Here is a 25,317-nt window from a genome sequence, read left to right on the forward strand (position 1 = left end):
ATATATCATCATTTTTTTGGTGATTGAAATCCTATGTTGTCAATTGTGGTTGTTTTTCTTCTATTGGGTCAATGGAAACAGCATGGTAGAATTTTAATACAGAATAACAGAAATGGAGGGACAACAATGAAGAAAACAGTATTTTTGCTAGTGGTTGCACTTTTGATTTCAGTAATTGCACTAGCACAATTTGAGAATTTCAATCTTTATTTTGGGAACCTGCACTCTCATACGAGCTACTCAGATGGGAAGGGGACTCCAGAGATAGCTTACAATTATGCGAGAAATGCCGGCCATCTTGACTTTCATGCAGTTACCGATCACGCACACTATTTTGAGCAAGAGTTGATGGACGGCAGAGACAAGTTCGATGCCATGAAAGAAGCAGCCAGAAATGCTTCCGATGAAAACTTTCTTGCAATAGCTGGTTTTGAATGGACTGCCACTGGTTGGGGACACATAAATATCTTTGAGACTCCAGATTGGACAGACAGAAACGAATCTCCGAACCTCGATGTGCTTTACAAATGGATCGTTGAACGAAAAGCTCTCGCTCAGTTCAACCACCCAATCTCAACATTCGGCATTTTTGATGATTTCAAATACGATCCCAGAGCAGACGAGTACATAAATCTCGTGGAAGTTGGAAATGGAAACTGGTCTCTGGGGGATACCATTTCCCCTGAAATGTTTAATGCGGTTAGATTGGCTTTTGCCAAAGGATGGCATCTGGGTACTGCCGTAGGACAGGATAATCACAAACCCAACTGGGGAACTGCTAACGACTCCAGAACAGCAGTTTATTCTCCAAGCTTAAAATGGGAAGATTTTTATGAGAGTCTCATGGCTAGAAGAACTTACGGAACAGAAGACAAGGACGTAGTCGTAGAATTCTCAGGTAACGGTTATCCGCTTGGCTCCATAATATATGACGCTAAAGAAGTGGAGTTAAAGATTAAAGTCAAAGAAAGCGATGATGACATTATTTCCAAGGTTGTGCTTTACAACAAAACCGGCATATATCGCGTCTTTGATGTGAATTCAAACAGTTTCGAACATGTTGAAAAGATTTCCCCGGATACCGGTTATGATTATTACTTCCTCTATGTTCTCGAAGCGGATGGAGAAGAAGTAGTGAGTACACCTATCTGGGTTCAGAGCTCTTCAAAAACATATCTGTTGAATCCAGCACTTTATCCATCTAACGTAAAACCAGGCGAAATAGTTAAAGCGAAGTTCCAGCTTGTAAACGCCAATGAAACGGAAAAGAGCTTGCACGTGGCAATCAAAGCTTCAACGGGGAACATTCTTTCTGAAGAAACTTATACTCTTAATGGCATGACTTCCCGGGAATTTGTGATCGAATTTGCACCTGAATCCGTCGAAGACAGTCCTATTGGATTCTATGTAAACGATGAGCTTTACTATAAAGTGGATCTCACCATAAGATCTGGAGAGTCCATGAACATCGTTATAGACAAAACACACGACAACCATGGAATGAAGAATAGAGAAATACTTAAGGCCACTCTCGATGCTGCAGGTAATAAAGTAACTGAAGCTGAAAGGATTCTTAAACCTACCAACTTTACGAACACAGATGTTTTTATTCTCCCTCTTCCGGGAACAGAAGGTTACTTTGAAACTGTTAAGATTCTCATGCCTCCACACGCTAAGATGATAGAGAACTTTGTTAAATCAGGAGGTACGCTTATTGTTCTCGGAAACGGTGTGGAATTGAGTGATAAAATTCTGGGTTCTTACAACAGCCTTTTAAAACTCCTGGGCCTTCCCGTACAATTTGGTGATGTTAATTCCTCTGAAGTTGAAGAGATATCTGGTATTTACTTCGATGGATACAGAGAGATTGAAGGAGCAGGAACCTATTACGAAAAGGCTGTTGGAAAAGGTAAAGTTATCCTCTTTGCTGGAGACCCATTCACAGATGCTGTCATAGAAAAGAACGGAGAATTACTTAAGGAACTCTTTGGCGTTGAAGATATCATTGCTCCTGAGGTTACAACCCTTCCGGTGGTTCTAATTGATGTTGCCCACGGGAACGACTATTCCAGAGAGAAACTCAACGATTTTTCCGCGGCAATTGACAGTTGGGGCTATTTGAGCAAGTTCTCCTACGGGAAACTCACCGAAGATGTCTTGAAAGAGGTTTCGTTGCTTATTATCATGGATGGAACGGGATTTACCGATGAAGAATATAGAGCGGTGAAAAAATTCTTCGAAAATGGCGGAAGACTCATTTTAACTGGAAAATCTGATTTCAGAAACGGAAGCCATCCGCAGGCCATGAACAAATTCCTTGAGCTTATAGGTTCGTCCATAAGGATAAATGACGATCAGATAATCGACAGAACGGATAACTATGGCGCTTATTATAAAGTAGAAATAAAAACCTTCCCGGATAGTCCTTTGGAACTGACGGAAATCAGAAAGCTGGATGTTTACAGCGGTTGTTCGTTGATTGTTAAAGGAAAAGATGTCCTGATATTCGCAACCGGTGATGACGATACCGAAAGTGTCGATCAGGATGGTAGAGGAGATGCGGTGAGAGTAGACAGGGTTATATTTGCTGCCGGAGAGGTTATCGGCAATTCAAAAGTAGCCGTTCTCGGAAAAGCGGTGTTCAGCGATTATGATTTCAAACACCCGAAAAACGATAACTACAAATTTACGAAGGCGTTAATCGATTGGCTGATGAAATAATTCTCAAAGAAAACTGTTTGCTTTTCACGAATCATTATGTTATAATCTGTTTCGCAATTATTCCGAAAGGAGGTGTGGCAATGTTAAGGAGCTTTGGAACTTCAAGAATTTTCAGAATCCAGTCATCTGGAGCAGTCATGCTTTGCCACGCCTTGGTACGATTACGGGGGTATCAATTTGTATAGTATAGAGTAACCCGTTGTACGAGGGCCGTGGCGAGAGTCACGGCCCTTTTTTATTTGAGTTCAAATCATGAGGAGGGGAAAATATGAGAACGAGAGGCAGAGAATCTTGAAAGTGTAGCTATTTTGAAGGACGGCTATTTGAGACAGAAAAGACAGAGTTGAAGAAAAAGGGGTGATACTATGAACTACGCTCTTAATGCGGAAAATGTTAGAAAGTACTTCAAGAAAAATAAAAAAATTGTGCATGCGTTAAAGGGAATAGATTTGAAAATAAGAGAAGGAGAAGTCTATGGTCTTTTAGGACCGAATGGCTCTGGAAAATCGACTTTTATCAGGATAGCGTCTACACTTTTAATTCCCGATTCCGGACGCATAGAGATATTTGGGTATGATGTTGTGAAAGAAGCTTCAAAAGTCCAGAAGCTAATAAACAGGGTCTCAGTTGAAGCAAGTTTTTTCAGAAAGCTCTCCGCACTCGAGAACTTGCTCTTTGCGGCTGGAATTCACGGTATGTCTAAAAAAGAAGCTTTGATGAAAATAAACGATATTGTGGAGAGAGTCGGGCTCGACAAAAAGAGATTAAACGATCCTCTGGAAAACTTTTCCAGAGGTATGCAGCAGAAAGTCGCAATAGCGAGAGCTTTCATGACCGAACCCAGAATGATGCTGCTTGATGAACCCACCACCGGACTTGATCCCAGAGCTAAACGTGAGGTTCAGAGGCTGATAGAAGACATGAAGCACAAAATGAAAGCAACAATACTTTTGACCACCCATGATATGGAAGAAGCCGAAAAACTCTGTGATTATGTAGCGATAATCCACAGAGGGAGAATAATCGTCAAAGGTCGTCCGGAAGAACTCAAGGCGAAAATTTCCGACAAAGTTCATAATCCAACTTTTGAAGATGTCTTCATGGAATTCACTGGTGTAAGATTCGACGAAGCGGAATATGAGGAGGTTGAAACCCTATGAGCGTTCAAGCAATAGTTCAAGAAATGAGGGCATCATGGGCTTTTATTGTTAGAAATTTCAATCTGTCAAAACGTTACTGGAAATGGGAACTGGTGTTTCTCGTTTATACAATTGCAAATTCGGTGACCATGGGGTTCATCGGAAAAGGTGTCGAGTCCTTCTCTGATGGCTCTTTCGATACCAACTATCTGATACTCTATATGTTGCTCGGATCGATTCTCTGGGGTTATCTTTCAGTTCTTTTCGCAATAGTTGCCGAAACAGTTGCCTGGGAACGCTGGGAAGAAACGATAGAATACACCTTCATGGCTCCGGTAAAAAGAGCAACGCACCTTTTAAGCGTTTGTGGATACGCGATACTTTACGGAATATTGAGGGCTGGTTTAATACTGCTCGTGGTTTCAATCTTTTTCGATCTCAACCTGGCTAATGCGAACCTGTTGTCCGCAGCGGGAATCCTAGCTGTAGCTAGTTTCTCTTTCATAGGTCTTGGGATGGTTGCGGCAGTACTTCCGCTAATATCCCCTGAAAAGGGCGTACAGGTTGTGCATATATTTCAGGCATTACTACTGATGTTCTCAGGGGTTTACTATGAAATAACCGTTCTCCCTGACTGGATGCAGAAAGTGGCGAAACTATCACCGGCAACTTATGCGTTAGCCGGTATGAGAAGTGCCATATTGCATGGTAAGAGTTTCTCTGAGTTATGGAGTCAGGTGTGGCCGTTGATATTTCTAGGGGCGGTTTTGCTCCCCTTTGGGATCTATTTCTTCAGCGTGATGGAGTTCTGGGCGAAGAAGAAAGGCGTACTAAAAAGGAGCGGGTGAGCTTTCCCCGCTCTTTTCTACGTCTGCTAAAATATAATGGTATAAAAACTTACGGAGGTAATTATGATACTATCTCTCAGCAAAGTCGGACACGATTATGGTGAAGGATTCCTTTTTCAAAATTTTTCCGCTTCCGTTGCCAAAAGAGACAAGATTGTCTTGATTGGTCCGAATGGAAGCGGAAAGTCAACGCTCTTAAAGATTATAAAAGGGCAATTACAACCAACAGAGGGAGAGGTCTTCCTCGCTTCTGGAACCAGAATAGGCTTTCAGAAGCAACAGCGGATTGAACATCCGGATATGGCTCTTTTCGATTACTACATGCTGGAAAAGGAAAACCTTGACGAAGAGACGGAAGAGTATTACAGCTACGAAAGAAGGGTAAGAAGCATTCTCAGCGGTCTTGGCTTTAAAGAAGACGCCTGGAACAGAAACCTCGGGAGTTTCAGTGGTGGAGAGTTAACAAGGATAGCGTTAGGAAAACTCTTTCTGGTAGATTACGATCTTTTGCTGCTCGATGAGCCCACAAACCATCTGGACCTCGACTCCGTTGAATGGCTCCTTTCTTTCCTGAAAAGTTACCGTGGAGCTATCATTCTTGTCTCGCATGATAGATACCTGATTCGAAATGTAGGAAACCGTTTCTGGGAGATAAACGGTGGAAAAGTATGGGATTTTAGCGGCAACTTCGATAAATATATAGTCGAAAGGGAAAGAATCTTAAAAACAGGCATCAGACGCCGCGAGAATTTAGAACGCGAAATAAAGCGTCTTGAAGCTGTTGCGAAACGTTACAGGTCTTGGGGAAAGGAGAAACTGATCAAACAGGCCATCAGCAAAGAAAAACAGGCTGAAAGGCTCCGACAGGAATTGGAAGAAATCCAGCTTCCAGAAGAAACGGTAAGAGAACCGGAGATAAGAATTCCCGAACCGAGCAGAACGGGTCTGGTTGTTCTGGAAGTTAAAGACCTTTCCTTCTCTTATGATGAAAAAAAGATCTTTGACAAAGCCTCTTTAACGGTTAACAGGGGCAACAAGATAGCCCTGCTTGGCCCAAATGGAAGCGGTAAGAGCACCTTTTTGAAGATAATAACGAAAAGGATTCGAAATTTTTCCGGAACCGTTTCATGGGGCTACAACGTTAAATGGGGCTATCTTTCCCAGATGACCGAAGATCTAGATCCGGAGAAAGAGGTTATTGAAGAATGCTGGCAATTAGTGTCGGATTGGCCAGACTACCAGATCAGAAGGTATCTCGGAAGGTTTAATTTTGTTGGGGAAGATGTTTTCAAGAAAGTTGGTCAGCTCAGTGGTGGTGAGAGAACAAAACTCGCTCTCGCCAAGCTGATACTCGAAAGACCAAATGTTCTAATAATGGATGAACCGACGAATAACCTAGATATCTGGTCCATCCAGAGTCTGGAAAAAGTGCTGAAAGAATACAAAGGAGCTTTGCTTCTTGTATCACACGATAGGGAATTCACAAATAACGTGTGTCAAAGTTTCTACTCTATAAAGAACTTTAAGATCCGTCCAGTTTCATCGATCGAGGAATACCTTTCCTGGGGAAAAATCTCTTTGCCTGAAAACAATAAAGTCCAGAGATCCAACATGGACTATACAGAGAAAAAGCGTATAAAAAATAAGCTAAAATCCCTTCTCAGGGATATTGAAGATCTGAACAGCAAAGAAGAGGAGCTTGAAAAGCAAATAGATGAACTCAACGACGAAATAAAAATATATAGCACAGATTTTAACAAACTCCAGCAACTTCACGAAGAGCTTTCTAAAAAAGAAGAAGATCTTCTCGAACTATTGCAAAAGCGAGAAGATCTGGAAGAAAAAATTAGAGAACTAAAAGAATTGGTTGAAAGTTAAATCAGATGGGATGAATCATTGTTGCAAGTATAAGAACCGTTGAGAATATCAAAAAGATATTGAAATAGCTTCCACCAATTACCCTTTTGACGTCTCTTTCAGTCATGCTCAAAGGGTTATATTCGTTTTGTTTCATGATTTTGAAAATGGTCAGTGTCCAACCTATATGAATAAGAAAAATGGCTATAGAAATGAAAATACCGGGGGTAAAGAAAATCTCTTCGGGAAGTACTTTATTAATGCTGATTCCAATGGTAAAAGTTCCCGTTAACAAGGCCCAGCAACCGTACATAATTATTCGATAACTCCTGTAAAAATTAAAAATCAGTCCACGAACCTCCGCGGTTGTTTTTTTCTCCAGTAGCGGCAGAAAAAACAATGTGAAAGTAATGGATACTCCTCCCCAGATGATTGTGGTGATAATGAAAACGTATCTGTTGATTAAAAGCAGGATTTCCATAGAATCCCTCCTATAAAGAATTCAAAATGATTATAGCATTTTAACGGTGAACAAAGGTATATGGTAGAGATCCTTTACAACAAAAAAAGCCTCCCACATGGGAGGCTTTTTGTTATTTGAATTCATCAATAGACTACAAAGCTGAATTCGTAGAATACTGTTCCGCCAGCTGTGCTGCTAAGACCACCACTCAGGAAAGTGTAACCACTGGTACCTGGATCGGAAGATACCGCATCCTTCAGGATTCCCTGAACAGTGTTGAAGTCGACATCTTCTGTTGTGAATACTACGACTGTGTAATCTCCGGCGGACTCTGTATAAGCAACACCGTACTTGGTTGTGTCGATGTCTCTTCCAAGATCGCTGATGGATGATGGAGCTACGCCATCAACATATGCCTTGTTCTCAAAGGAGCTAGCAAGTGTTTTCAGGTTCTGTGCAACCTTTGTAGCCTGCGCCTTCTTGATAGCGTTCAAAGCAACCGGTGTGATTGTAGCGATTAACGCAGCGATAACCGCCAAAACGATCAAAAGTTCAACGAGTGAAAATCCTCTTTTTCTCATTTAATACCCCTCCTCTAAAAATTGGAATTTTTGCCTCGACTATTTATATACAAAATCGTGCCAACTGAATACACGAGAATCCGAGAACCGAGAGTCCGAGAGAGCCAGCAAAGCTGGCCGAAGTGCTGAGCTAGTGCTCAGGAGGTTCACGACGTTGAGGCTTGTTGCAGAGACGCTGTGTCCGGCTTCGCCGGCGCTATGCTGGGCTTACGCCCAGGCTATGCGTTCCTACGGAACGGCCATGCGCAACGGAATTGCGGCTGAGTACATTAAAAAGCGAGATCGGATGTTGGAGATTGGAGAATAGTGAGATTCGGTGCGACTGGCTACGCCAGTGGGGCGAACTCCTGCGGAGTTGTTTCGAACCACTTCGTGGTTGTTACGAACTGCTGTGCAGTTGACATGCGCCTTCGGCGGAATAGAACCCAAAAAACGAAAACCAGTAAACGCGCCTTGAAAATAAGAAAATAAAGATTGTCATCCTGAACTTGATTCAGGATCTGGTCCTGAAAACAAGATTCTGGATGGAACATCTCCAGAATGACTGTTTTGTGAGAAGATGGTACGGTCCGCGTTTTCTCTCGATTCTTACGCACAACCTACAAAACGGTTTTTATCGCTGCGAAGCAGTTTGTAGCAACTCTGAAGGAGTTCGCACCACCGGCGCAGCCGGTCGTACCCACGGCGTAGTCGTGCTTACCCCCGACGCGAAGTGTCGAACCGGAAACCCATTTCCAAAATTGCAAAAAAAGAGGAAATCCATTTCTGAAAAGTATTGAAATACGTATGCTTATACATATGTTCAGGCAGTTGCGAGGTGTTTATCAAGGAATTCCAGAATTTTTTTGTAGGCTTTTAATTGATTAGCCTTCTTCGTGAATCCGTGACCTTCATCTTCGAATACGATGTATTCCACGGGAACACCATTTTCCTTGACCTTTTCAACGATTTCATCTGACTCTATTTTCAGGACTCTGGGATCGTTAGCTCCCTGGAGGACGAGCAGTGGTTTGACAATCTTCTCTGCATGGAAGAGAGGTGAAATGCTTCTTAAATATTCCTCTTCCTTGTATGGGTCACCAATTTTCCTGTAAAGAGCATCTTTCATAGCTCCCCACCATGGTGGAATCTCTTTCAGCGTGCGCAACCAGTTGGAAACACCGAAAATGTCGATACCGACCTTAAAAACTTCTGGTTTGAAAACGAGGGCGGCCAGAACCATATAACCGCCGTAGCTGGCACCGATTATTCCTATCTTTGTTCCATCGATAAAATCCAGTGTTTCCAGAAAGCGTTTAGCCTCGACGCAATCTGCCAGGTCGAGTTCTCCGTGCCTATGATCAGCGGCCATGAAGAAAGTTTTTCCATAACCGCTGCTTCCGCGGTTGTTTACAGCAAATATGGCATAACCGTGATTCACAAGATATTGAAACATCGGTGAATAACTTAGAATCGTTTGCCCGCCGGGACCACCGTGAACGTAAACAAGTGCAGGGACTTTTTCACCTTTTTTAAGCCCTTTCGGTTTGTAAAAGATTCCCGGTATTTCCAATCCATCAAAGGATTTGAATCTTACAACCTCTGCCTCTACGAGATCTTCTGGATCTATTTCTGGATTGAGTGAATCCGTGAGTTTTTTGATTTCGCCTGTCTGGAAATCCAGAAGGAAAAGATTTCTCGGGGAGTTCGATGCGTCTGCTACCAACGCAAGGAACCTCTCATCCCGGGAAAAGTCAAAATCAGAGACAACGCCTTTCGGTAATTCCGGCAAGTCGATTTCAATATCTTTTTTAAGATCGTAGATCTTGAGTTCTATCCGTGCATCGTTGTTTATTGCCAGCGCTAAGAATCTGTTGTTTTTTGAAAATTTAGCGAAGACTACGTCCCATGCGAAGACTTTGAAGGGTTCACTTGTCCCGGAACTCAAATTGTACTTTTTTAGGTACTTGAATTCCCTATCCTCATCCGTAATGAAGTATAGAATCTTTGAATCCCTGGAAAAACTCACGGGGTCGTAGAATACTTCACCTTCATGGGGTGTTATATGTGTCAGCTCACCGGTCTTAAGATCTTTTATGTACATTTCAACATCGTTCATCGTAACTGTTTTAGAAAGAGCAATAAACCTTCCATTGGGAGATACTGGCCCGGGGTTAAACCCTTCGTTATTCTCAAGAATCAGATCTGCCTCGAGGCTTTTAATATCCATATAGTAAATATCGAAATATTTAGGATCCCTTTTATTTGAAAGAAAATAGAATCCCTTGCCGTCATCGCTCCAGCTGTGGAACATAGCTTTCGCTTTTTCATCTGGAGTTAGATCCTTTTCATTTCCATCGGCATCTTTAAGATAAATATGGGAAATCTCGTTTCCGCCGTTATCTTTTTCAAACAAAAATCCATTACCTTCCGGAAGATATCCTACGATGAAAACGCTATCCTGAGAATCTGTAAGTTTGGATGCTTTACCCGTTTCCAGATCAATTTCGTGTGCGTTGAATATTCCACTTTCATCGCTGGAAAAAAGGATCTTTCTTCCATCTGACGATAAAGCGGTACCGATGATAGTTATGTTCTTCATAAATTGATGGATTGTGTACTTTTTTACCTGTTTTTTCATAATGCTCCCCCCTCTATAAACAGCTGTTCTACCTATACAGAAAGAATTGAGCTTTCATATTCGAAACTAATTATACTCTAATTCTGGCATACAAAGATAACAAGCTACAGATAGAAGCTTTCTCAGAAGAGTTGTTTGAGTCAGATGTGTTCTTTCTTCATCTCATAGCAGCTACAGAAAAGGAAGAAAAAGAGAAAATTCTGTGTAAGTTCGCAATAATGAGAAAAACAAGAAAGTAAAACTTTATTGTTTATACTTAAAGTTCTGTTTTTGAATAACGATAAAAAAACACAGAATATGGCAAATATTATTTATAATCGCAGGTATTTTTAAATATTCAGAGCTGAAAACACACAACAAGTTTTCTTGGTGGTGAAACGAATGATTATAATGGAAGCGGTTCCAAAATTATTAGTGAGGTATTCATATGAAAAAGAAGATAACTATCAGAGAGATCGCTAAAATTGCTGGTGTTGGTGTTGGTACCGTTTCCAGAGTTTTGAATGGTGGTGCTGTAAAACCTGAAACAAAAAAACTTGTGATGGATACTATTGAGAGGCTTGGTTACATTCCCAATGCTTCTGCAAGAAAGTTAGCTGGGGGAAAAACTAAGAGTGTAATGATGCTAACCCCGGAGATCAAAACGGAATTTCACTGGCGATTGATAAAGAGCATGGACAAATATCTTGATGAAATGGATTATCAGACGATTATATATCCCCTAATTTCTAAAAATCGCTTTGAAAAGTTATTTGCCAGCCATAACATCCACGAAGTTGATGGGGTTGTTCTCTGTACCCTCACATTTGAAAAGACCTTTGGACAAAAGAAGAATATAGATTTTCCGATTGTTTTACTTGAAGGTTTGGTAGAAAGTTATGACAGTGTTTATCTTGACAATTATCTTGGTGGGGTTCAAGCTGCGAAAGTGTTGCTTGAGGATGAGGCTAGTGAGTTTTTTGTTCTTTACTATGAGGAGACAAATCCGCTTTTGTCAAATGACAATATACTGCAGCGTCTCAAAGGATTTCAGGATAGGTTGAGAGAATCGGGGATTGAGTTGCCAGATGAGAATGTAATAAACGTAGATTTCTTTCTGGGTTCGGCGCACGAAAAAATCGTGCAAGTACTCACCAAAGTTGAAAAACCCGGTATTTTCGCAACGACAGATAACTTTGCCCTCAATGTTCTGGAAACGGCTAAAACTCTCGGTAAAACTCCTGGCAAGGATTTCTTTCTTATTGGATATGATGATCAGTTTTGGGCAGAGGAACTTGGTTTAACAACAATAGGTCAGCCTATTGAGGAAATGGGAAAAACTGCGGGAGAACTTATCCTTAAAAGGATAGAAAATCCCATGGGTTCAATCCAACATATTAAATTTCTTCCTGCCGTCGTTCGAAGAAATACAGCATAAATAATTGCCCCACTTTAGGGTTATTTTTTAGGAGGTGTAGGCTGTGAAAAAGGTAGTAGCGGTGTTGTTGGTTGTTCTTTTGGCTACTTTTGTGGTAGCCAAGGTTAAGATCACGTTCTTTGGCGACAATGATCCCAATAGTGCAGATGGCCTTTTGACAAGGCTCTTCAATGCATCCCAGGATGAAATTGAAGTTGAGTTTCTTATTCAGTCATGGTCAACTGATGACAAACACACGGCTCTTGTTACAAGGCTGGGTGCTGGTGATCCAAATCCCACGGTATTCATGGGAGATGTAATTTGGCCGGCAGAGTTTGCGGCAGCTGGTTGGGTAATGGATCTTACAGACTATGTTTCTGAGGAAGAATTGAAGGATTTCCTCCCTGGGACAATTCAGGCGTGTACCTATGAAGGAAGGCTGTATGCTCTTCCATCTTTTACTGATGCTGGTCTTTTGTACTACAGGAAAGATCTTCTTGAAAAATATGGCTATAAGGTTCCAGAAACCTGGGATGAATTGGTCAAAATTGCAAAAGATATATCCGAAAAGGAAGGCATTTACGGCTTTGTCTTCCAGGGTGCCCAATACGAAGGACTTGTTTGTGATGCAGTTGAATACATAGCTGGAAACGGAGGCGCTATAATTGATGCCAATGGGAAAGTCACAGTGAACAGCCCTGAGGTTATTGAAGCGCTTCAGTTTATGCATGACATGATTTACAAATACAAGATTGCTCCAGAATCCGTTCTTTCTTTCATGGAAGAAGATGCAAGAACAACCTTCCAGCAGGGAAAGGCTGTTTTTATGAGAAACTGGCCTTATTGTAACTCTCCGACAAACCTCAATAGTCCTCAATCAGCTGTTAGAGGAAAATTCGGAATGGCTCCAATGCCCAGAGGGCCCAGAGGAAAATCTGGTGCTGCTACGCTTGGAGGTTGGAACATCTTTATAAACAATTTTGCCTCTAAAGAGGAAAAAGAGGCTGCCATTAAATTCGCCAAGTTCCTTACATCAGAAACAGCTCAGGTTATAAGAGCCATTATTGGTGGAAATTCTCCAACAAGAATTTCCGTTTACAGCAACCCTGCCGCTTTGAAAGCCAATCCTTCCTTAAAAGATTATTATCCAATTATGATTAATGCTGTTCCGAGACCAGTTACTCCCTGGTATGCTGAAATAACTGATGTCATGCAGGAAGAGTTCCATGCCGCTCTCACTGGTGAAAAGACACCAGCTAAAGCTGTAAGGGATCTTGAAAAGAAGATCAAGGCAATATATTGGTGATAATGTTTATAAGATCTTTTTGCCTCAAATCTGGCCCCTTAAGGGGCCAGATTTATTGAAGGAGGGTTGAAGCATGAAGAAGTACTCAAGAGAACGGCGTGAAACTCAATTGGGAATGCTTTTTGTTATACCTTCGCTCATTGTAATTGCTCTTGTGATTTTTTTCCCAATTGGGCGCACCTTTTACCTGTCTTTGTTTAAATACAATTTAAAGTTTCCAAGACTGATGCGGTTTATTGGTTTGGGTAATTACATGAACCTGTTCCAGGATGATAGATTCTGGAATTCAGTAAAAGTTACGTTATCTTTTACTTTTACAGCCGTTGCCTTCGAAACTGTTCTTGGGATTCTTATTGCACTTGTTATAAACAAGAATTTTAAAGGCAGAGGAATAGTAAGGGCTGCTACACTTGTGCCCTGGGCTATTCCAACGGTTGCCTCTGCACAGATGTGGCGTATGATGTTTTCAGACCAGTTTGGAGTTATAAACGACATTTTTATGAAGTTGGGAATTATAAGCGAATATGTGAATTTCATAGGAAAGCAACCTCATGCTTTTTGGGCAATGGTTGCTGCTGATGTTTGGAAGACCACACCTTTCATGGCGCTGCTTCTTCTCGCTGGACTTCAGGTGATTCCCATGCAGATCTACGAAGCGGCAAAAGTAGATGGTGCTAATAAATGGAAGCAATTCTGGTCGATTACCTTGCCAATGTTAAAACCGACAATACTAGTTGCTTTGATTTTTAGAACGCTTGACACTTTTAAGGCTTTTGATATTTCACTGGTTTTGACAAATGGTGGACCTGCTTCGAGTACTGAATTACTCTCGCTTTACAACTACAAGATAATGATTCAGCAGTTGAATTTTGGAAAAGGATCGGCTATCGCCATCGTGTTATTCGCCTTCACGATGCTTATAGCCTTTTTCTTCATAAAGATTCTTGGGGCAAATCCATATTCTTCAGGGAAGTGATTGAATGAAGCGTAGAAAACTCAATCAGTTGCTTTTACTTATAACGGTGATGGTGATAGTAATTTATATGTTTTTTCCCTTTTACTGGCTTTTTATATCCTCTCTTAAAGGAGACATGGAGCTTTACAAGATGCCTCCTAATTGGATAGTTAAAGAACCACAATGGGAGAATTACAAAGCTATTTTCACTGTTCAAAAGTTAGGAAGGAATCTCATGAACTCTTTTATTGTTGCTTTGAGCACGACCCTGGTGAGTCTTGCGATTGGAGCAAGTTCAGCGTATGCTCTTGCAAAATTCAGGATGAAATTCAAGAATCTCATTTTATCTATTATATTATCGGTTTCTATGTTTCCTGGAATCGTTGTTGTATCCCCCCTTTATATCATGTTTAAAGAAGCAAAATTAATAAACACTTATTGGGCACTAATTCTTCCTTACCTTACTTTTTCTCTCCCTTTAACCATCTGGATTTTAACAACCTTTTTCAGGCAAATTCCAGATGAATTGGTTGAGGCTGCTGCTATTGATGGTGCTAGACCTTTTACCACATTTACAAAGGTAATTGCACCACTGGCGGCACCGGGCGTTTTTACCGCTGCAATATTAACTTTTATAGGAGCCTGGAATGAGCTGTTATTTGCGAAAATATTCGTAACCTCTGCTGACAAATTCACTGTTCCCGTTGCTTTAACACTATTTCAAGGTCAGTATACCTCTTCCTGGCAGCTCATTGCGGCCGCTGCGGTGGTAATAACTCTTCCTTTAATAATAATGGTCCTTTTCCTTCAAAGGTGGATAATTGCCGGGCTTACTGCTGGAGCTATCAAAGATTGATAAATTCTCATCGGAAGGAGAGATCATTTTGAAAGAACCATGGTGGAAAGGTGCAGTAATTTATCAAGTTTATCCACGTAGTTTTAAGGACAGTAACAATGATGGAATTGGAGATTTAAAAGGAGTCTCATCAAAACTGGATTATATAGCTGATCTTGGGGTCGACGCCATTTGGCTTTCCCCTATTTATAAATCACCGATGAAGGACTTTGGGTATGATATTTCAGATTACTATGCTATTGACCCGATTTTCGGAACAATGGAAGATTTCGATGAACTATTGGAAGAAGCCCACAAGAGAGGATTAAAGGTTATTTTAGATATGGTCTTGAATCATACCTCAGATCAACATCCATGGTTCATTGAATCGAGGTCTTCAAGGGATAATCCAAAAGCTGATTGGTACATATGGGTAGATGGAGAGAAGGGAACACCACCGAACAATTGGCAGTCGTACTTTGGTGGTAGTGCCTGGAATTGGGATGAGACACGAAAACAGTACTATCTCTGCTTATTTACAAAGGAACAGCCAGATCTCAATTGGAGAAACCCTGAGGTGAAGAAAGCTGTTTTTGATGTAGTGAGATTTTGGCTTGAAAAAGGTGTTGATGGTTTCAGATTGGATGTCGTGAACCTTTACTACAAAGATGCAAAGCTTAGGAACAACCCCAGGAAAAAGAGAAGAACGGAAATCGAGTTCGAGAACTACTACAATATCTTCACCCGTGATAGGCCCGAGACTTTGCTCGCTGTCGAAGAACTCCAGGAGATTGTTGATAGCTTTGGTGACAGAGTTACGATTGGTGAAGTTGCAACTGATTTAGGGGTTATTCAGTATTATGAATACACAAAGCCCGGTAGATTAAATCTGGCTTTCAATTTTGAATTTAAAGATGTAAACATTTTCAGTGCACGTGCTTTTGGAGATGTGATTGATCTTACCGAGCGTATCTTTGGTGAGGTTGCTTGGCCCAGCTATGTGCTGGGAAACCATGATTCCCCCAGGTTTATTTCCCGTTTTTCGAATGGAAAGGACGATGTTCAACGTGCAAGGGTGCTGGCAGCTATGTTACTAACTGTCAGGGGAACCCCCTTCCTTTATGCAGGTGAAGAAATTGGGATGACAGAAGGAGATATACCTTACGAGAAGCTTCAAGATCCATTGGGAGTAAACCTTTGGCCGAAGCATAAAGGAAGAGATGGTTGTCGTACACCGATGCAGTGGGACGACAGTGAATTTGCAGGGTTCTCTACTGTGGAACCATGGTTACCCGTCAATGAAAACAAGAACGAAGTAAATGTTGAACATGAAGCCAGAGACCCGAATTCAATGTTGAATTATTATAAAGAACTTCTAAGGTTGCGAAAAGAATCAAACGCATTGAAATTTGGTGATTACAGGAAACTCGAAACTAGTAATACCGAGGTTCTTGCTTATCTCCGCGAATATGAGGATGAAAGAAAGATTGTGATCTTGAATTTCAATGATCAAGAAGTTGGACTTGAATTGAAGGGCACAGATTTCAAGGGGTTTTCTGTTCAATTTGGTACGCATAGGCAAGAGGGAATTTTGAGCTTAGAACTAACGCTTGCCCCTCTGGAAATTATAATCGGGGAAGTTTTAGGTCCATAGTACTGTTGAAACCAAAACGCCTCCCGCAGAGGGAGGCGTTTTTTCTAGACTGACTAGGGAGGTTGGCGATATATCAAGAACTTGAAGGTGTCGTGTAATCAAAGAGCTTCAGGATTCCTTTTGTTCTCACAAGCACTTCCATGGCGAAATCCCGTAGAGCGCTGCCGCAGCACAGGGTATTCTGCCCCGTGAGTTCAGATAGATGCTTTTGGAGAGCGAGAATAGCTTCTTTAATCTTGTAAAGATCTTCTTTTTTGAACTTTTCAGTGTAAAGTACCTTTCGAACCTCGAGCACTTTTACGATAAATCCAAGTATTTTTCCCCATGCTTCATATTCTTTCAGCCAGGGCTCTATATCCCGCAACATCTTCCTGGAAATATTTTCTCTGAGTTTCTCTGCATTCTTTATGAATTTTTCAGCTTCGTTTTTTAAGTGTTCTATTGCCTCATCAAATTTTCCCATTTTGAATAGACCATGGAATTTTTCAACGATTTCTTTCGTTATTTCAGGCTCTTCAGGATATAAAGGACTGGTTAGATTGCAGAGAGCGAAGTGCTTCGCTTCTTCGTGAGCCTCACCGAAGATTTCTTCTAGAGCTTCTTCCCACGCTTTCTCAGCATTGTAATTGTATGGATCCAGTAAAAATCTAGAGGCCGCAGCGAGAACTACCTTAGAAGCTTCCGGCAGGTTCATTGGATTCAGGAGAAGTCCGGCTGAATAATTCACGAGTTCAGGGGCTCTCCCGGTATAAGGACCGATATGGAGTTCCGGGACCATGTAGGAATCATTTACCGGATAGTTGTCCCAGTACAGAGGTTTGCGTTTGATGGTTTTAGATATCATTATTGCGTCACTTTCGGGGATGTCCTTCGAACAACATTCGGGTCCGGTCCAGAATATGTGTATTTCCGGGTTGAGTTTTTCACCGTATTTTCGTAGGTATGGAGTATCGTAGTTTGTGCAATATTCGGTTGGACAGACTATGAAAAGAGTATTTTCAAGATTCTTTTTCAGTTCCTCATAGACCGAATTTGCGAAATATATTTGGGCTTCGGCTAGATTGCCAAATTTTTCAGCATCTTCAGGTGAGAGACTTGGCGGGATGTCGTCATAAAAAAGGCAAAAACTCCTGACGCCGAGTTTTGCGAAGCTCAGGTACTTTTCAACGATGGTCCTCAATTCTTCGGGATCACTGTGGACAATTGAAAGGCCAGGGCTGATGGCAAAAGCGACCTCAACACCACTTTTCTCACCTGTTTTGACAAGCTTCTCAAAATCTTTCATAAAAGAATATGAATAAGTTTCACGCCATCTGTACCTGTGAAACGAATCATCCTTTGGAGCGTAAATATAGAGGTTATAACCATGATTCCCCAGGAAAGGAATCATTTCCATTCTGTCTTCCATAGACCAGGGCTTTCCATAGAACCCTTCGACAACACCGCGAATTTTGAAAGCATTCATTTCCTATCTTTCCCCTCACATTCAAATTTTTGCGTTTTTATACATACTGTAGAGTGCTGCACCTATTATACCCGCATCGTTGCCAGTTTTTGCAAGTTTGATGTTAGATGGTTCATATAAAGAATGTTTAGCGTAAGGAGCAAGTTTAGAGCGTAATATTTTCAAGAAATCTTCTCCAAGTTCAGCAATTCCTCCACCCACTATGACGTTTTCAGGATCGATGAAATTGAATATCCAATCGACGACCTGGGCCAAATCGGAACAGACTTCTTCGACAGCTTTAATGACTTCCGGATCTTTTTCGTTGAAAGCTTTTATAAGCTCGAAGCGGTCTAAACTTTTCCCTTTACTGGAAGCAACTTTTTCGTGGATTATACGCATAGAAATATATTGTTCAGCGCAACCCTTTTTACCGCAATTGCATTGTTTTCCATCACTGTGAAGGATTACGTGGCCGATCTCTCCAGCTTCTCCTCTTTCTCCCTCAACAAGCCGCCCATTTATCACGATTCCGCCACCAAGTCCTGTTCCGATCGTCAGCAGAACAAGGGAAGATGTATCTCTATAATGAAGGAACCACTCGCCAAAAGCGGCAGCATTTGCATCATTGATGACAACAGTTGGAAGGTGGAATGAATCTTCGATAACCGTTTTCAGAGGGACATCAGACCAATTGGAAAGATTCGTGGTAGCAAATCTGACATGACCAGTTTGCGGATCTATTCTCCCTGCAGAACCGATTCCAATACAGCTAATGTTCCCATTTTTCATGAGAGTCCTGATAATTTCTTTCAACTGTTCCATTAGAGATCGATTTGTAGGGACAATCTTTCTTAAAAGTAAATTACCAGTTTCATCGATAATACCTGCTTTAATTGTAGTACCACCTATATCGATTCCAAGTGCTTTCATTTCCTGCCTCCATTTGCACTTTCCTCTGAGTTTCTTAAAAAGCCTATTTCAAACGGCCGATGCCAGGGAAAGAAAGGGTCTAGATAATCATAAATCCGGCCAAAAGTCTTTTCAATTCTTTCTTTAAAAGGGTTTAATTTTTCTTTTACGTATTTTGTTGCCCACCCTTCCAGAGGTATGACGGTGAAAAGATCGCCACCTCTTTTTGGGGCTTCAACATCCCTGAGAATTTTTCTTACATTGGCTTGATAACCCCAATGTTCCAGCAAGAAAATCGCATTGAGCTCATATAACTTGTCTAAATCAAGAGTGATGAACCCTTTTTCTGCGAGAATCCTGAGAACAAGTGAACTACAAACCGTTCCTATAGTGTTCCCGGCTGTGTTCCAGGCAGCATAGATAATCTTTGACCAATCAAATCTTGGATTGAGAATGCTTTCTACCAATTTATTATCTGCCCCATTAGCGAAGGCGATGTCGCATATGCCAGATATCTCTCTTCTTGTAAGTACCTCAACAATTCTCTGATAAACAGATTCGTTCGCTTGTACCTGCTGTTCGCTTTCACGTCTGTCATTGGGGTTATGAACGATTAGAAGCCCATCTTCATTGTTAGGCACCACTGTTGCACCGCAGGTTTCTAGGTGAACAGGTACACTTTCTTTAACTGGGGTGCCTTCATATGGTGGTATTAGATCAACAAACTCTGGTTGCGAGTAAAAGATTCGAATTTTTGGATGGTAATCGACATGTTCAACCATAGCCCTGGCAAGCAGGGTTAAAAGCGACTCATCAGCACCAGGATGGATTGAGATACGATCTACGACTCCAAGTTTTTTGACGTAATTGGCATGACGTTCCGCTTCAAATACGGACAAACTACCTGGTGCATTATCATCCAACACCAAATTCAAGAAATCTATAGAATTTTCACTGAGTAGCTTTATTGTGAGCTTTAGAATGTTGAAGTTTCTTTCTCTACGCCATAAAAAGTCTTTTAAAATCCAGGTTGGAAGAGTGGCCTTAGCCTTCTTAAGATCTTCTGCCGACAAAATTCCACGTTTAAATTGTACAATCTTCTTCGAATACTCGTAGATTTTCACTCCAAAATAGTCCCAGTAATCTGGTTCTTCGTCTGCATAGTTGTAGGCTGGTATTCTTGTTACAGTAGCAGACAGATAGATTTTATTGTTCGGTTGTTTAATGTTCTTCAGTTTACTCAGACGCTTTCGTATTGTTTCAATGGAATCGATACTTATGCGAGAAGGAATCAATCCCCCATATAAAATCATGTCGAGTGAAATGATGAGTAGATCGTCATCTTTTGTCTCTGTTTCCAGCCAGTGCCATATTGCGTCTATATCTGCGGGAATTTTCTTCCTTCCAAGCATTTCTATTGGAGGTGTCACAACCTCTATGTTGAAGGTCTCAGCCAGTAGTAGGAAATAGTCCCGTGTACAAAATCGTTCATCAACCGGTATGAAAATTATTCTCACAGTACGTACACCTCAATCCTTTACTCATTTGAAAATAACATAACCGAATCTATCAAGTGTATGGAATGAACCATAAGTACAGCTCCAACCAGTGTACAGCGGAGTTTTACCTCTCCAGCGACTTCTATTGAAATTCATTCTAAAAGGGCGGTTACTGGAAGGATCTATTCCTAATTCCTCAAGATCAAGCTTTATTTCAACAATCCAGTGATCTTCGTAAACCTTTGAGGCTGCCTTGATATAACCATTCCATTTACTGTCGAATCCTATCTCATCGTAAACCGTGCCATCAGCAGAAATAACGAAATGGTAGTAAACTTTATTCTTTTCATCAGGCCACACGAAACACTCAACAGAGTCGCCCAAATATACTCTAGTGTCTCTTTTGCCTGAGACTATTTGCATTCCACTGATATCGGATTCTTCGGCTTTATACAGTACATACAGGTATTTATCATCATAAACCAGCTTAACGTATGTCTTATTCATTACTTCCTTTCCATGGTCGTAGGTAACAAAAGGACTGCTCCAGGAAGCGTGAGTCCAGGCGATGTCGTTGGCATTACCATCGATTTTGGGGGCAATATCTGTCTTAAATATTTCCATTCTTGGAATAGGAATGGGCTTTTCAACAACTATCATTTGCTCTGGTTTGACGGCTTTGTAGGGTTTTTTACCCTTTCTACTCTGAATGTACCACCTGGGTCTGAAAGTATCGGTTATACTGTAAAGTGTATCAATTATGACTCTGGCATTTGTCATATCTTTTATATTGGAAGAAACCTCTCGCTTCATTTTTATAACAGCGTTCCAGATATCGTCAAGTTTTTCGTCATTTTTCGCCATTTCCAGAATAGCTTCAAACCAATTGTTAAACCAACTAATTTCTTCTCTGGTAATTGAACCCTTTTCCAGCCATATTTCTGTTAAGTTCTTCAGTTCTTCGTAGTAAGCAGGAATTATCTTTACGGGTTCCGAATGTGCAGGAACAGCTTTTTTCCTGAAAAGGCCTTTTGAGAGAATTGTATTGTCAAAATCATCAATATAGGAAAGCGCAAACATAGACAGACCATCAAGTTCCTCAGAGAGTATTTTCAGCTGCTTTAAGACACTTTCTGTATCCCTATTTACAAATAATGACATACCAGGATAGAGGAAAACCTTTCCACTGACAGCGCTTTTTTCTGCTTCAATCATTATTCTAAGGTCATCAGAAGAAGGGGTGTAAGCCATTGGAAAAAGCGCGTCGACATAACCATTTTTTGCCCAGAGGACCCAATTCTGCTTGAATTTATGCTGTGCTCCTGTTGGTAAATTTATAACATCGGCGCTGATTATTATAGTTGGCTTTATGGCTTTCAATTCTTCGGAGATTTCTTTTACAAAGGAAGTTACCTGATTCTCTCTCCAGAGATGCCACAAAACCTCTTCTTTTGTGTATTTCTCAATCTTGAAAGGATCTATTCCTGTTTCCTCTTTGAAAGCTTTGACAGAATAATCATCGTAACCGTGGTCTATAATATCACTGTTTTCGTAGCGTATGTAATCGAGGTTTATACCATCTATTTCAGGGTATTTCTCAACGACTTCTTTTATGGCACTTTTGATTAGCTCACGGGCTTTGGGATTAGAATGAGAGAAAAAGCCCGCTCTTTTCACATTATCACCTTCAGCGAAAGTTCTACCAAATCTGTCTTTTTCAACAAGATGCGGGTTTTTATTCATCAGCTCATTTGATTCTCCTAGATAACCTACTGCAAAAGTCCAGGTCCACGCATGTACCTCCATGTCGTATTTGTGAGCTTCTTCTATTATGATCTCAAGAGGGTCTTCTTCCCAATCTTTGAACTCTTCGTTTTGTGGATAAACAGTTAGTTTGGGAGAAATAGTGGTTCCCTTCCAGATTACTTCAGGAAGCAAGACGTTAAAGCCAAGATGTGCGAGCTTTTCTATCGTTTTTCTTAGGTTTTCCGGTCCGCCTGTAGCTGCCATCGCACCATGATCAAGCCAGATTGCTCTTGTTTGTACTACGCGTGAAGGTAACAGTGAATAGGAAAAAGTGGTTAGTTCTCTGCCCAATTCTTCAATTTGCTCTAAAACTGTATTTTCGTTTAGGCTAAGTGTTTCGATACGCTTTTCTATCTGCGATAACTTCAATTTCATAGATTCAAAATCTTTGGATTTCATCGCTTCTTCCAGAAGATAAAGAGATTGCTGGACCGTTAAGAGCTTCTCTTTGAGTTTTTGTAGCTTTATTTTTGTCACGTTAATATCTGCGGGTGGGAGTTCGGCAAGTTTTCTAACGGCAGTGTTAAAGATGGTTGTTAGCTCATCACTGGCTTCTGCAATAAGAAAAATATTCTCTCCAAAAAAGATTCCTGATTCCGTCATCGCAATCGCGCAATTTTTTTTGCTTGAAGTTGGTGTACCTTCCGTATCCTTTGTCCATACAGCGAGTGGTTTAGCACCATCCAGATCGAAGATAAAGGTAAATCCGCGTGGCATCTTTATATACTCTGGTACATTGTTTCCAAAAAACTTTTTGCCTTCTTCAGTGAGTTTCATGTATTTGTATTCTCCTCTAGCCCATTGCGGACTTTTTATTCCAAGGTAGTTGCCCAGAGTATAATTTGGTCTCAGATTGAAGTTAGGATAGCGTAAAGTAGCCTCATAGCCAGCGACAACTCTTCCACCTCTTAACAAAAACTTGTCAAGAACAGCAGCTTCATCATCAGTTATGGCAGCGTTAGAGGGTATTATCAAAAGACTGATATCTTCAGGGACACCTGACAGAATTTCGTCGGTTGTGATGATTTTGTAAGGTATCATGCCTTTATCAAGGGCAGCGAATGTCCCGTTGAGAATGTCCATGTAAGCGGCCCTGCCATAGAAATTTTCCGTTGTCTTAGAGACAAAGACAGCAATATTGCTGTAAGCAAGAACAGAAATCACCAATACAACTACAAGCAGAAAATATCTCTTCATCACCATCACCTCGTTTGTCATTGTTTTAAAGCACCCTGGTAACCTTCAATAAAGAACCTCTGGGTGAAGAAAAAGAAAACCAAAATGGGCACTGCTGCGATAATAATACCTGCGGATATTTGTCTGAAGTTTCCTTCGAAGGTGCTACTAAGATAGGATAGGCCCACTTGCAAAGGATATTTGTTGGAGTCTTGCAAAACGATTAATGGCCAGAGGAATGCATTCCAATAAGCTGCAAATGAGAATATTGCAAGTGCGGTGATGGCAGGTCTGACCATGGGGAGCATGATTTTCCACCATAGCTGAAATTCATTGCAACCATCGATTCTTGCAGCATCCTCTAGCTCCTTGGGGACGGACTGGTAATGCTGTCTCATTAAGAAAATCCCGAAGATTGAGACCGCTCCAGGCAACACAACTGCCAGAAAAGTATCGTATAGATGTAATTTGATTATAGTAATAAAATTGACTATAAGCCCCCCTTGCATGGGGATCATCATTGGCAAAAGTATTATTGCAAATATAAGGTTTCTACCCTTAAAATTCAACCTCGCTAGCGGATAAGCGGCTAATGCAGCAAGAACAACGTTAAACAGAATACCCATTCCCGTTATTATCAATGTGTTTAGGAAATACCTGAGTATAGGCAGTTTTTTGAGAACCATTTGATAATTCTCCAGAGTTGGTGGGTTGGGTATCCATTTGGGCGGCCAGCTGAATACATCCACAGCTGTTTTTAGAGAGGTTGAAAGCACCCAGAAGAATGGAAAAGCAAAAAACACAGCAAGTAAAATCAGAATTGTGTAGGAGAATAAAAACTTTGCTAATCTTTTTGTACTTATTTTCTTCATGTTTTTTCTCTCCCTGCGCCGAAGAATTTGAAGTTAATCACCGTAAACACGGCGATCATCATTGAGAGCACAATAGCTATTGCCGCTGATTCACCAAAGTTGTATCTCACAAAAGCTCTGTCGTATATTTCATAGGCCAGAGTTGATGTATCAGCTGCTCCCCTGGTCAGGAGGAATATCTCTTCAAACACACGGAAAGCAGCCATAGTTGAAAGAACTGAACACAAGAGTATAGACGGTCGCAATAGGGGCAACGTGATGTAAAAGAATTTCTTTTTTCCTGTGGCACCATCGAGGGCTGCTGCTTCATATAGTTCGTTAGGAATATTCTGCAACCCTGCAAGGTAAATGACCATATAATACCCAAGGCCTCGCCAGAAGGTTACGAACATTGCTGCCCAAAGAGCTACACCTCTATCTGTCAGCCAAAGGACCGGTTCCTTTATTACATGCAAATTCATCAATATATAGTTCAAAAGACCATCTTCAGCGTATATCCATCTCCATGTCAGAGATACGATAACCGCACCTGTTATAACAGGTATGTAGAAAAGAGTTCTAAAAAGCTTTATACCGGGAAGCTTTTGATTAACAAGAACAGCAAGAACAATTGAGAAGAACTGTATGGGAGGGACTACAATCAAATATTTGAAAGTGTTCCTTAGTGAAATGAAGAAATATTTATCCTGAAAGATTTCCCTATAGTTTTCAAGACCTATCCATTTTGTTCTACCTGTTAACATATTATATTCCGCAAATGATAATACTACTCCTTTGATTAGAGGATAAAAAGTAAATATCCCCATTAACAGAAGCGGTAAGAAAAGAAAGCTATAAGCGATTATGTATGTTTGAGCCTGGCGTTTGTTCATATTAGATATGATGGTGAGAAAACCTGTTATAAGAAGTAAGATAGCGATAAGATACAAATAAAAAGGGTTGAATTCTAGATATTTACCAGCAATTACAGTTCCCAGAACCAACAACAGCGAAGAAACAATCATCAAGACCCCGCTTGATATTCTAAAAAGGAATATTGTGATTATTCCAAAAATACTGCTCCAAAAAGCAGCGGCAATAAATATTGCCCCCCATAATTCACCGCTTGAAACACTTTCCGAAAATTTGCTCCACTGGACAGGGGTAATAGGTACATAACCAATTATTAGAGCAAAAAGAGAAATACAGGTCAAAATTCCTACGATAAAAGCAACTGTCCTCACAAGATCCCTC

Annotated in this window: 18 protein-coding genes; 9 read left to right on the top strand and 9 right to left on the bottom strand. The window is 40.9% G+C overall.

What is annotated here, in order from left to right:
- The first annotated feature begins 126 nt into the window (after positions 1-126).
- The 4 genes from KOLE_RS05860 (at position 127) to abc-f (ending at position 6,586) form a co-directional block, all read left to right on the top strand.
- The gene (locus tag KOLE_RS05860; RefSeq protein ID WP_015868518.1) at positions 127-2,721 is read left to right on the top strand and encodes a CehA/McbA family metallohydrolase; all 2,595 of its coding nucleotides are present in this window, start codon (positions 127-129) and stop codon (positions 2,719-2,721) included.
- Positions 2,722-3,086: 365 nt separating this feature from the next.
- Positions 3,087-3,881, top strand: coding sequence for an ABC transporter ATP-binding protein (locus KOLE_RS05865; protein ID WP_015868520.1), 795 nt, complete (start codon positions 3,087-3,089; stop codon positions 3,879-3,881).
- Positions 3,878-4,708 (top strand): ABC transporter permease, encoded by an 831-nt coding sequence (locus KOLE_RS05870; RefSeq protein ID WP_015868521.1) that lies wholly within the window; start codon positions 3,878-3,880, stop codon positions 4,706-4,708. The genes KOLE_RS05865 and KOLE_RS05870 overlap by 4 nt, the downstream gene beginning before the upstream one ends.
- 63 nt (positions 4,709-4,771) lie before the next feature.
- Positions 4,772-6,586, top strand: a complete 1,815-nt coding sequence (abc-f, locus tag KOLE_RS05875; RefSeq protein WP_015868522.1) for a ribosomal protection-like ABC-F family protein — start codon at positions 4,772-4,774, stop codon at positions 6,584-6,586.
- 1 nt (position 6,587) lies between these two features.
- On the opposite strand, the gene KOLE_RS05880 is transcribed toward abc-f, so the two are convergent.
- The 3 genes from KOLE_RS05880 to KOLE_RS05890 all read right to left on the bottom strand — a co-directional run bounded on the left by KOLE_RS05880 (position 6,588) and on the right by KOLE_RS05890 (position 10,229).
- A complete protein-coding gene (locus tag KOLE_RS05880) occupies positions 6,588-7,046 on the bottom strand; it encodes a hypothetical protein (protein ID WP_015868523.1) in 459 nt (152 codons plus the stop codon).
- A gap of 125 nt (positions 7,047-7,171) precedes the next feature.
- Complete coding sequence (locus KOLE_RS05885) at positions 7,172-7,609, bottom strand: type II secretion system protein (protein WP_015868524.1); 438 nt, start codon at positions 7,607-7,609, stop codon at positions 7,172-7,174.
- Positions 7,610-8,411: 802 nt separating this feature from the next.
- Entirely contained in the window at positions 8,412-10,229 is a 1,818-nt protein-coding gene (locus tag KOLE_RS05890) for a S9 family peptidase (protein WP_015868526.1), read from the bottom strand.
- Positions 10,230-10,656: 427 nt separating this feature from the next.
- Between KOLE_RS05890 and KOLE_RS05895 the strand changes: the two genes are divergently transcribed.
- The 5 genes from KOLE_RS05895 (at position 10,657) to KOLE_RS05915 (ending at position 16,375) form a co-directional block, all read left to right on the top strand.
- A complete protein-coding gene (locus KOLE_RS05895; RefSeq protein WP_015868527.1) occupies positions 10,657-11,646 on the top strand; it encodes a LacI family DNA-binding transcriptional regulator in 990 nt (329 codons plus the stop codon).
- Positions 11,647-11,689: 43 nt separating this feature from the next.
- On the top strand, positions 11,690-12,931 hold the full coding sequence (locus KOLE_RS05900; RefSeq protein WP_015868528.1) for an ABC transporter substrate-binding protein: 1,242 nt from the start codon (positions 11,690-11,692) through the stop codon (positions 12,929-12,931).
- A gap of 73 nt (positions 12,932-13,004) precedes the next feature.
- Entirely contained in the window at positions 13,005-13,907 is a 903-nt protein-coding gene (locus tag KOLE_RS05905; RefSeq protein WP_015868529.1) for a carbohydrate ABC transporter permease, read from the top strand.
- A gap of 4 nt (positions 13,908-13,911) precedes the next feature.
- Positions 13,912-14,742 carry a carbohydrate ABC transporter permease gene (locus tag KOLE_RS05910; protein WP_015868530.1) on the top strand — a complete coding sequence of 277 codons (831 nt, stop codon included), beginning with the start codon at positions 13,912-13,914 and terminating at the stop codon, positions 14,740-14,742.
- Positions 14,708-16,375: an alpha-glucosidase family protein gene (locus KOLE_RS05915; protein ID WP_202795094.1), complete on the top strand. Its 1,668-nt coding sequence runs from the start codon at positions 14,708-14,710 to the stop codon at positions 16,373-16,375. Before KOLE_RS05910 ends, KOLE_RS05915 begins: the two co-directional genes overlap by 35 nt.
- A 73-nt stretch (positions 16,376-16,448) precedes the next feature.
- Here KOLE_RS05915 and KOLE_RS05920 read toward each other — a convergent pair whose 3' ends face one another.
- From KOLE_RS05920 to KOLE_RS05945, 6 genes are read right to left on the bottom strand one after another with little or no spacing between them, the layout of a single operon-like run.
- Positions 16,449-17,840, bottom strand: coding sequence for a protein O-GlcNAcase (locus tag KOLE_RS05920; protein ID WP_015868532.1), 1,392 nt, complete (start codon positions 17,838-17,840; stop codon positions 16,449-16,451).
- Positions 17,841-17,861: 21 nt separating this feature from the next.
- Positions 17,862-18,752: an ROK family protein gene (locus KOLE_RS05925; protein WP_015868533.1), complete on the bottom strand. Its 891-nt coding sequence runs from the start codon at positions 18,750-18,752 to the stop codon at positions 17,862-17,864.
- On the bottom strand, positions 18,749-20,248 hold the full coding sequence (locus tag KOLE_RS05930; protein WP_015868534.1) for a DUF4127 family protein: 1,500 nt from the start codon (positions 20,246-20,248) through the stop codon (positions 18,749-18,751). The genes KOLE_RS05925 and KOLE_RS05930 overlap by 4 nt, the downstream gene beginning before the upstream one ends.
- 24 nt (positions 20,249-20,272) lie before the next feature.
- Positions 20,273-23,233: a family 10 glycosylhydrolase gene (locus KOLE_RS05935; RefSeq protein WP_158303010.1), complete on the bottom strand. Its 2,961-nt coding sequence runs from the start codon at positions 23,231-23,233 to the stop codon at positions 20,273-20,275.
- Positions 23,234-23,250: 17 nt separating this feature from the next.
- Positions 23,251-24,084 (bottom strand): carbohydrate ABC transporter permease, encoded by an 834-nt coding sequence (locus KOLE_RS05940; RefSeq protein WP_015868536.1) that lies wholly within the window; start codon positions 24,082-24,084, stop codon positions 23,251-23,253.
- Positions 24,081-25,307: a carbohydrate ABC transporter permease gene (locus KOLE_RS05945; protein ID WP_015868537.1), complete on the bottom strand. Its 1,227-nt coding sequence runs from the start codon at positions 25,305-25,307 to the stop codon at positions 24,081-24,083. Before KOLE_RS05945 ends, KOLE_RS05940 begins: the two co-directional genes overlap by 4 nt.
- Between the last annotated feature and the right edge of the window lie 10 nt (positions 25,308-25,317).

The organism is Kosmotoga olearia TBF 19.5.1, from assembly GCF_000023325.1.
Lineage (GTDB): Bacteria > Thermotogota > Thermotogae > Petrotogales > Kosmotogaceae > Kosmotoga > Kosmotoga olearia.

What these genes read in the sequence shown, in the direction of transcription:
- KOLE_RS05860 (WP_015868518.1), top strand. Translation starts at nt 127, where the DNA reads ATGAAGAAAACAGTATTTTTGCTAGTGGTTGCACTTTTGATTTCAGTA.
- KOLE_RS05865 (WP_015868520.1), top strand. Translation starts at nt 3,087, where the DNA reads ATGAACTACGCTCTTAATGCGGAAAATGTTAGAAAGTACTTCAAGAAA.
- KOLE_RS05870 (WP_015868521.1), top strand. Translation starts at nt 3,878, where the DNA reads ATGAGCGTTCAAGCAATAGTTCAAGAAATGAGGGCATCATGGGCTTTT.
- abc-f (WP_015868522.1), top strand. Translation starts at nt 4,772, where the DNA reads ATGATACTATCTCTCAGCAAAGTCGGACACGATTATGGTGAAGGATTC.
- KOLE_RS05880 (WP_015868523.1), bottom strand. Translation starts at nt 7,046, where the DNA reads ATGGAAATCCTGCTTTTAATCAACAGATACGTTTTCATTATCACCACA.
- KOLE_RS05885 (WP_015868524.1), bottom strand. Translation starts at nt 7,609, where the DNA reads ATGAGAAAAAGAGGATTTTCACTCGTTGAACTTTTGATCGTTTTGGCG.
- KOLE_RS05890 (WP_015868526.1), bottom strand. Translation starts at nt 10,229, where the DNA reads ATGAAAAAACAGGTAAAAAAGTACACAATCCATCAATTTATGAAGAAC.
- KOLE_RS05895 (WP_015868527.1), top strand. Translation starts at nt 10,657, where the DNA reads ATGAAAAAGAAGATAACTATCAGAGAGATCGCTAAAATTGCTGGTGTT.
- KOLE_RS05905 (WP_015868529.1), top strand. Translation starts at nt 13,005, where the DNA reads ATGAAGAAGTACTCAAGAGAACGGCGTGAAACTCAATTGGGAATGCTT.
- KOLE_RS05910 (WP_015868530.1), top strand. Translation starts at nt 13,912, where the DNA reads ATGAAGCGTAGAAAACTCAATCAGTTGCTTTTACTTATAACGGTGATG.
- KOLE_RS05920 (WP_015868532.1), bottom strand. Translation starts at nt 17,840, where the DNA reads ATGAATGCTTTCAAAATTCGCGGTGTTGTCGAAGGGTTCTATGGAAAG.
- KOLE_RS05925 (WP_015868533.1), bottom strand. Translation starts at nt 18,752, where the DNA reads ATGAAAGCACTTGGAATCGATATAGGTGGTACTACAATTAAAGCAGGT.
- KOLE_RS05935 (WP_158303010.1), bottom strand. Translation starts at nt 23,233, where the DNA reads ATGAAGAGATATTTTCTGCTTGTAGTTGTATTGGTGATTTCTGTTCTT.
- KOLE_RS05940 (WP_015868536.1), bottom strand. Translation starts at nt 24,084, where the DNA reads ATGAAGAAAATAAGTACAAAAAGATTAGCAAAGTTTTTATTCTCCTAC.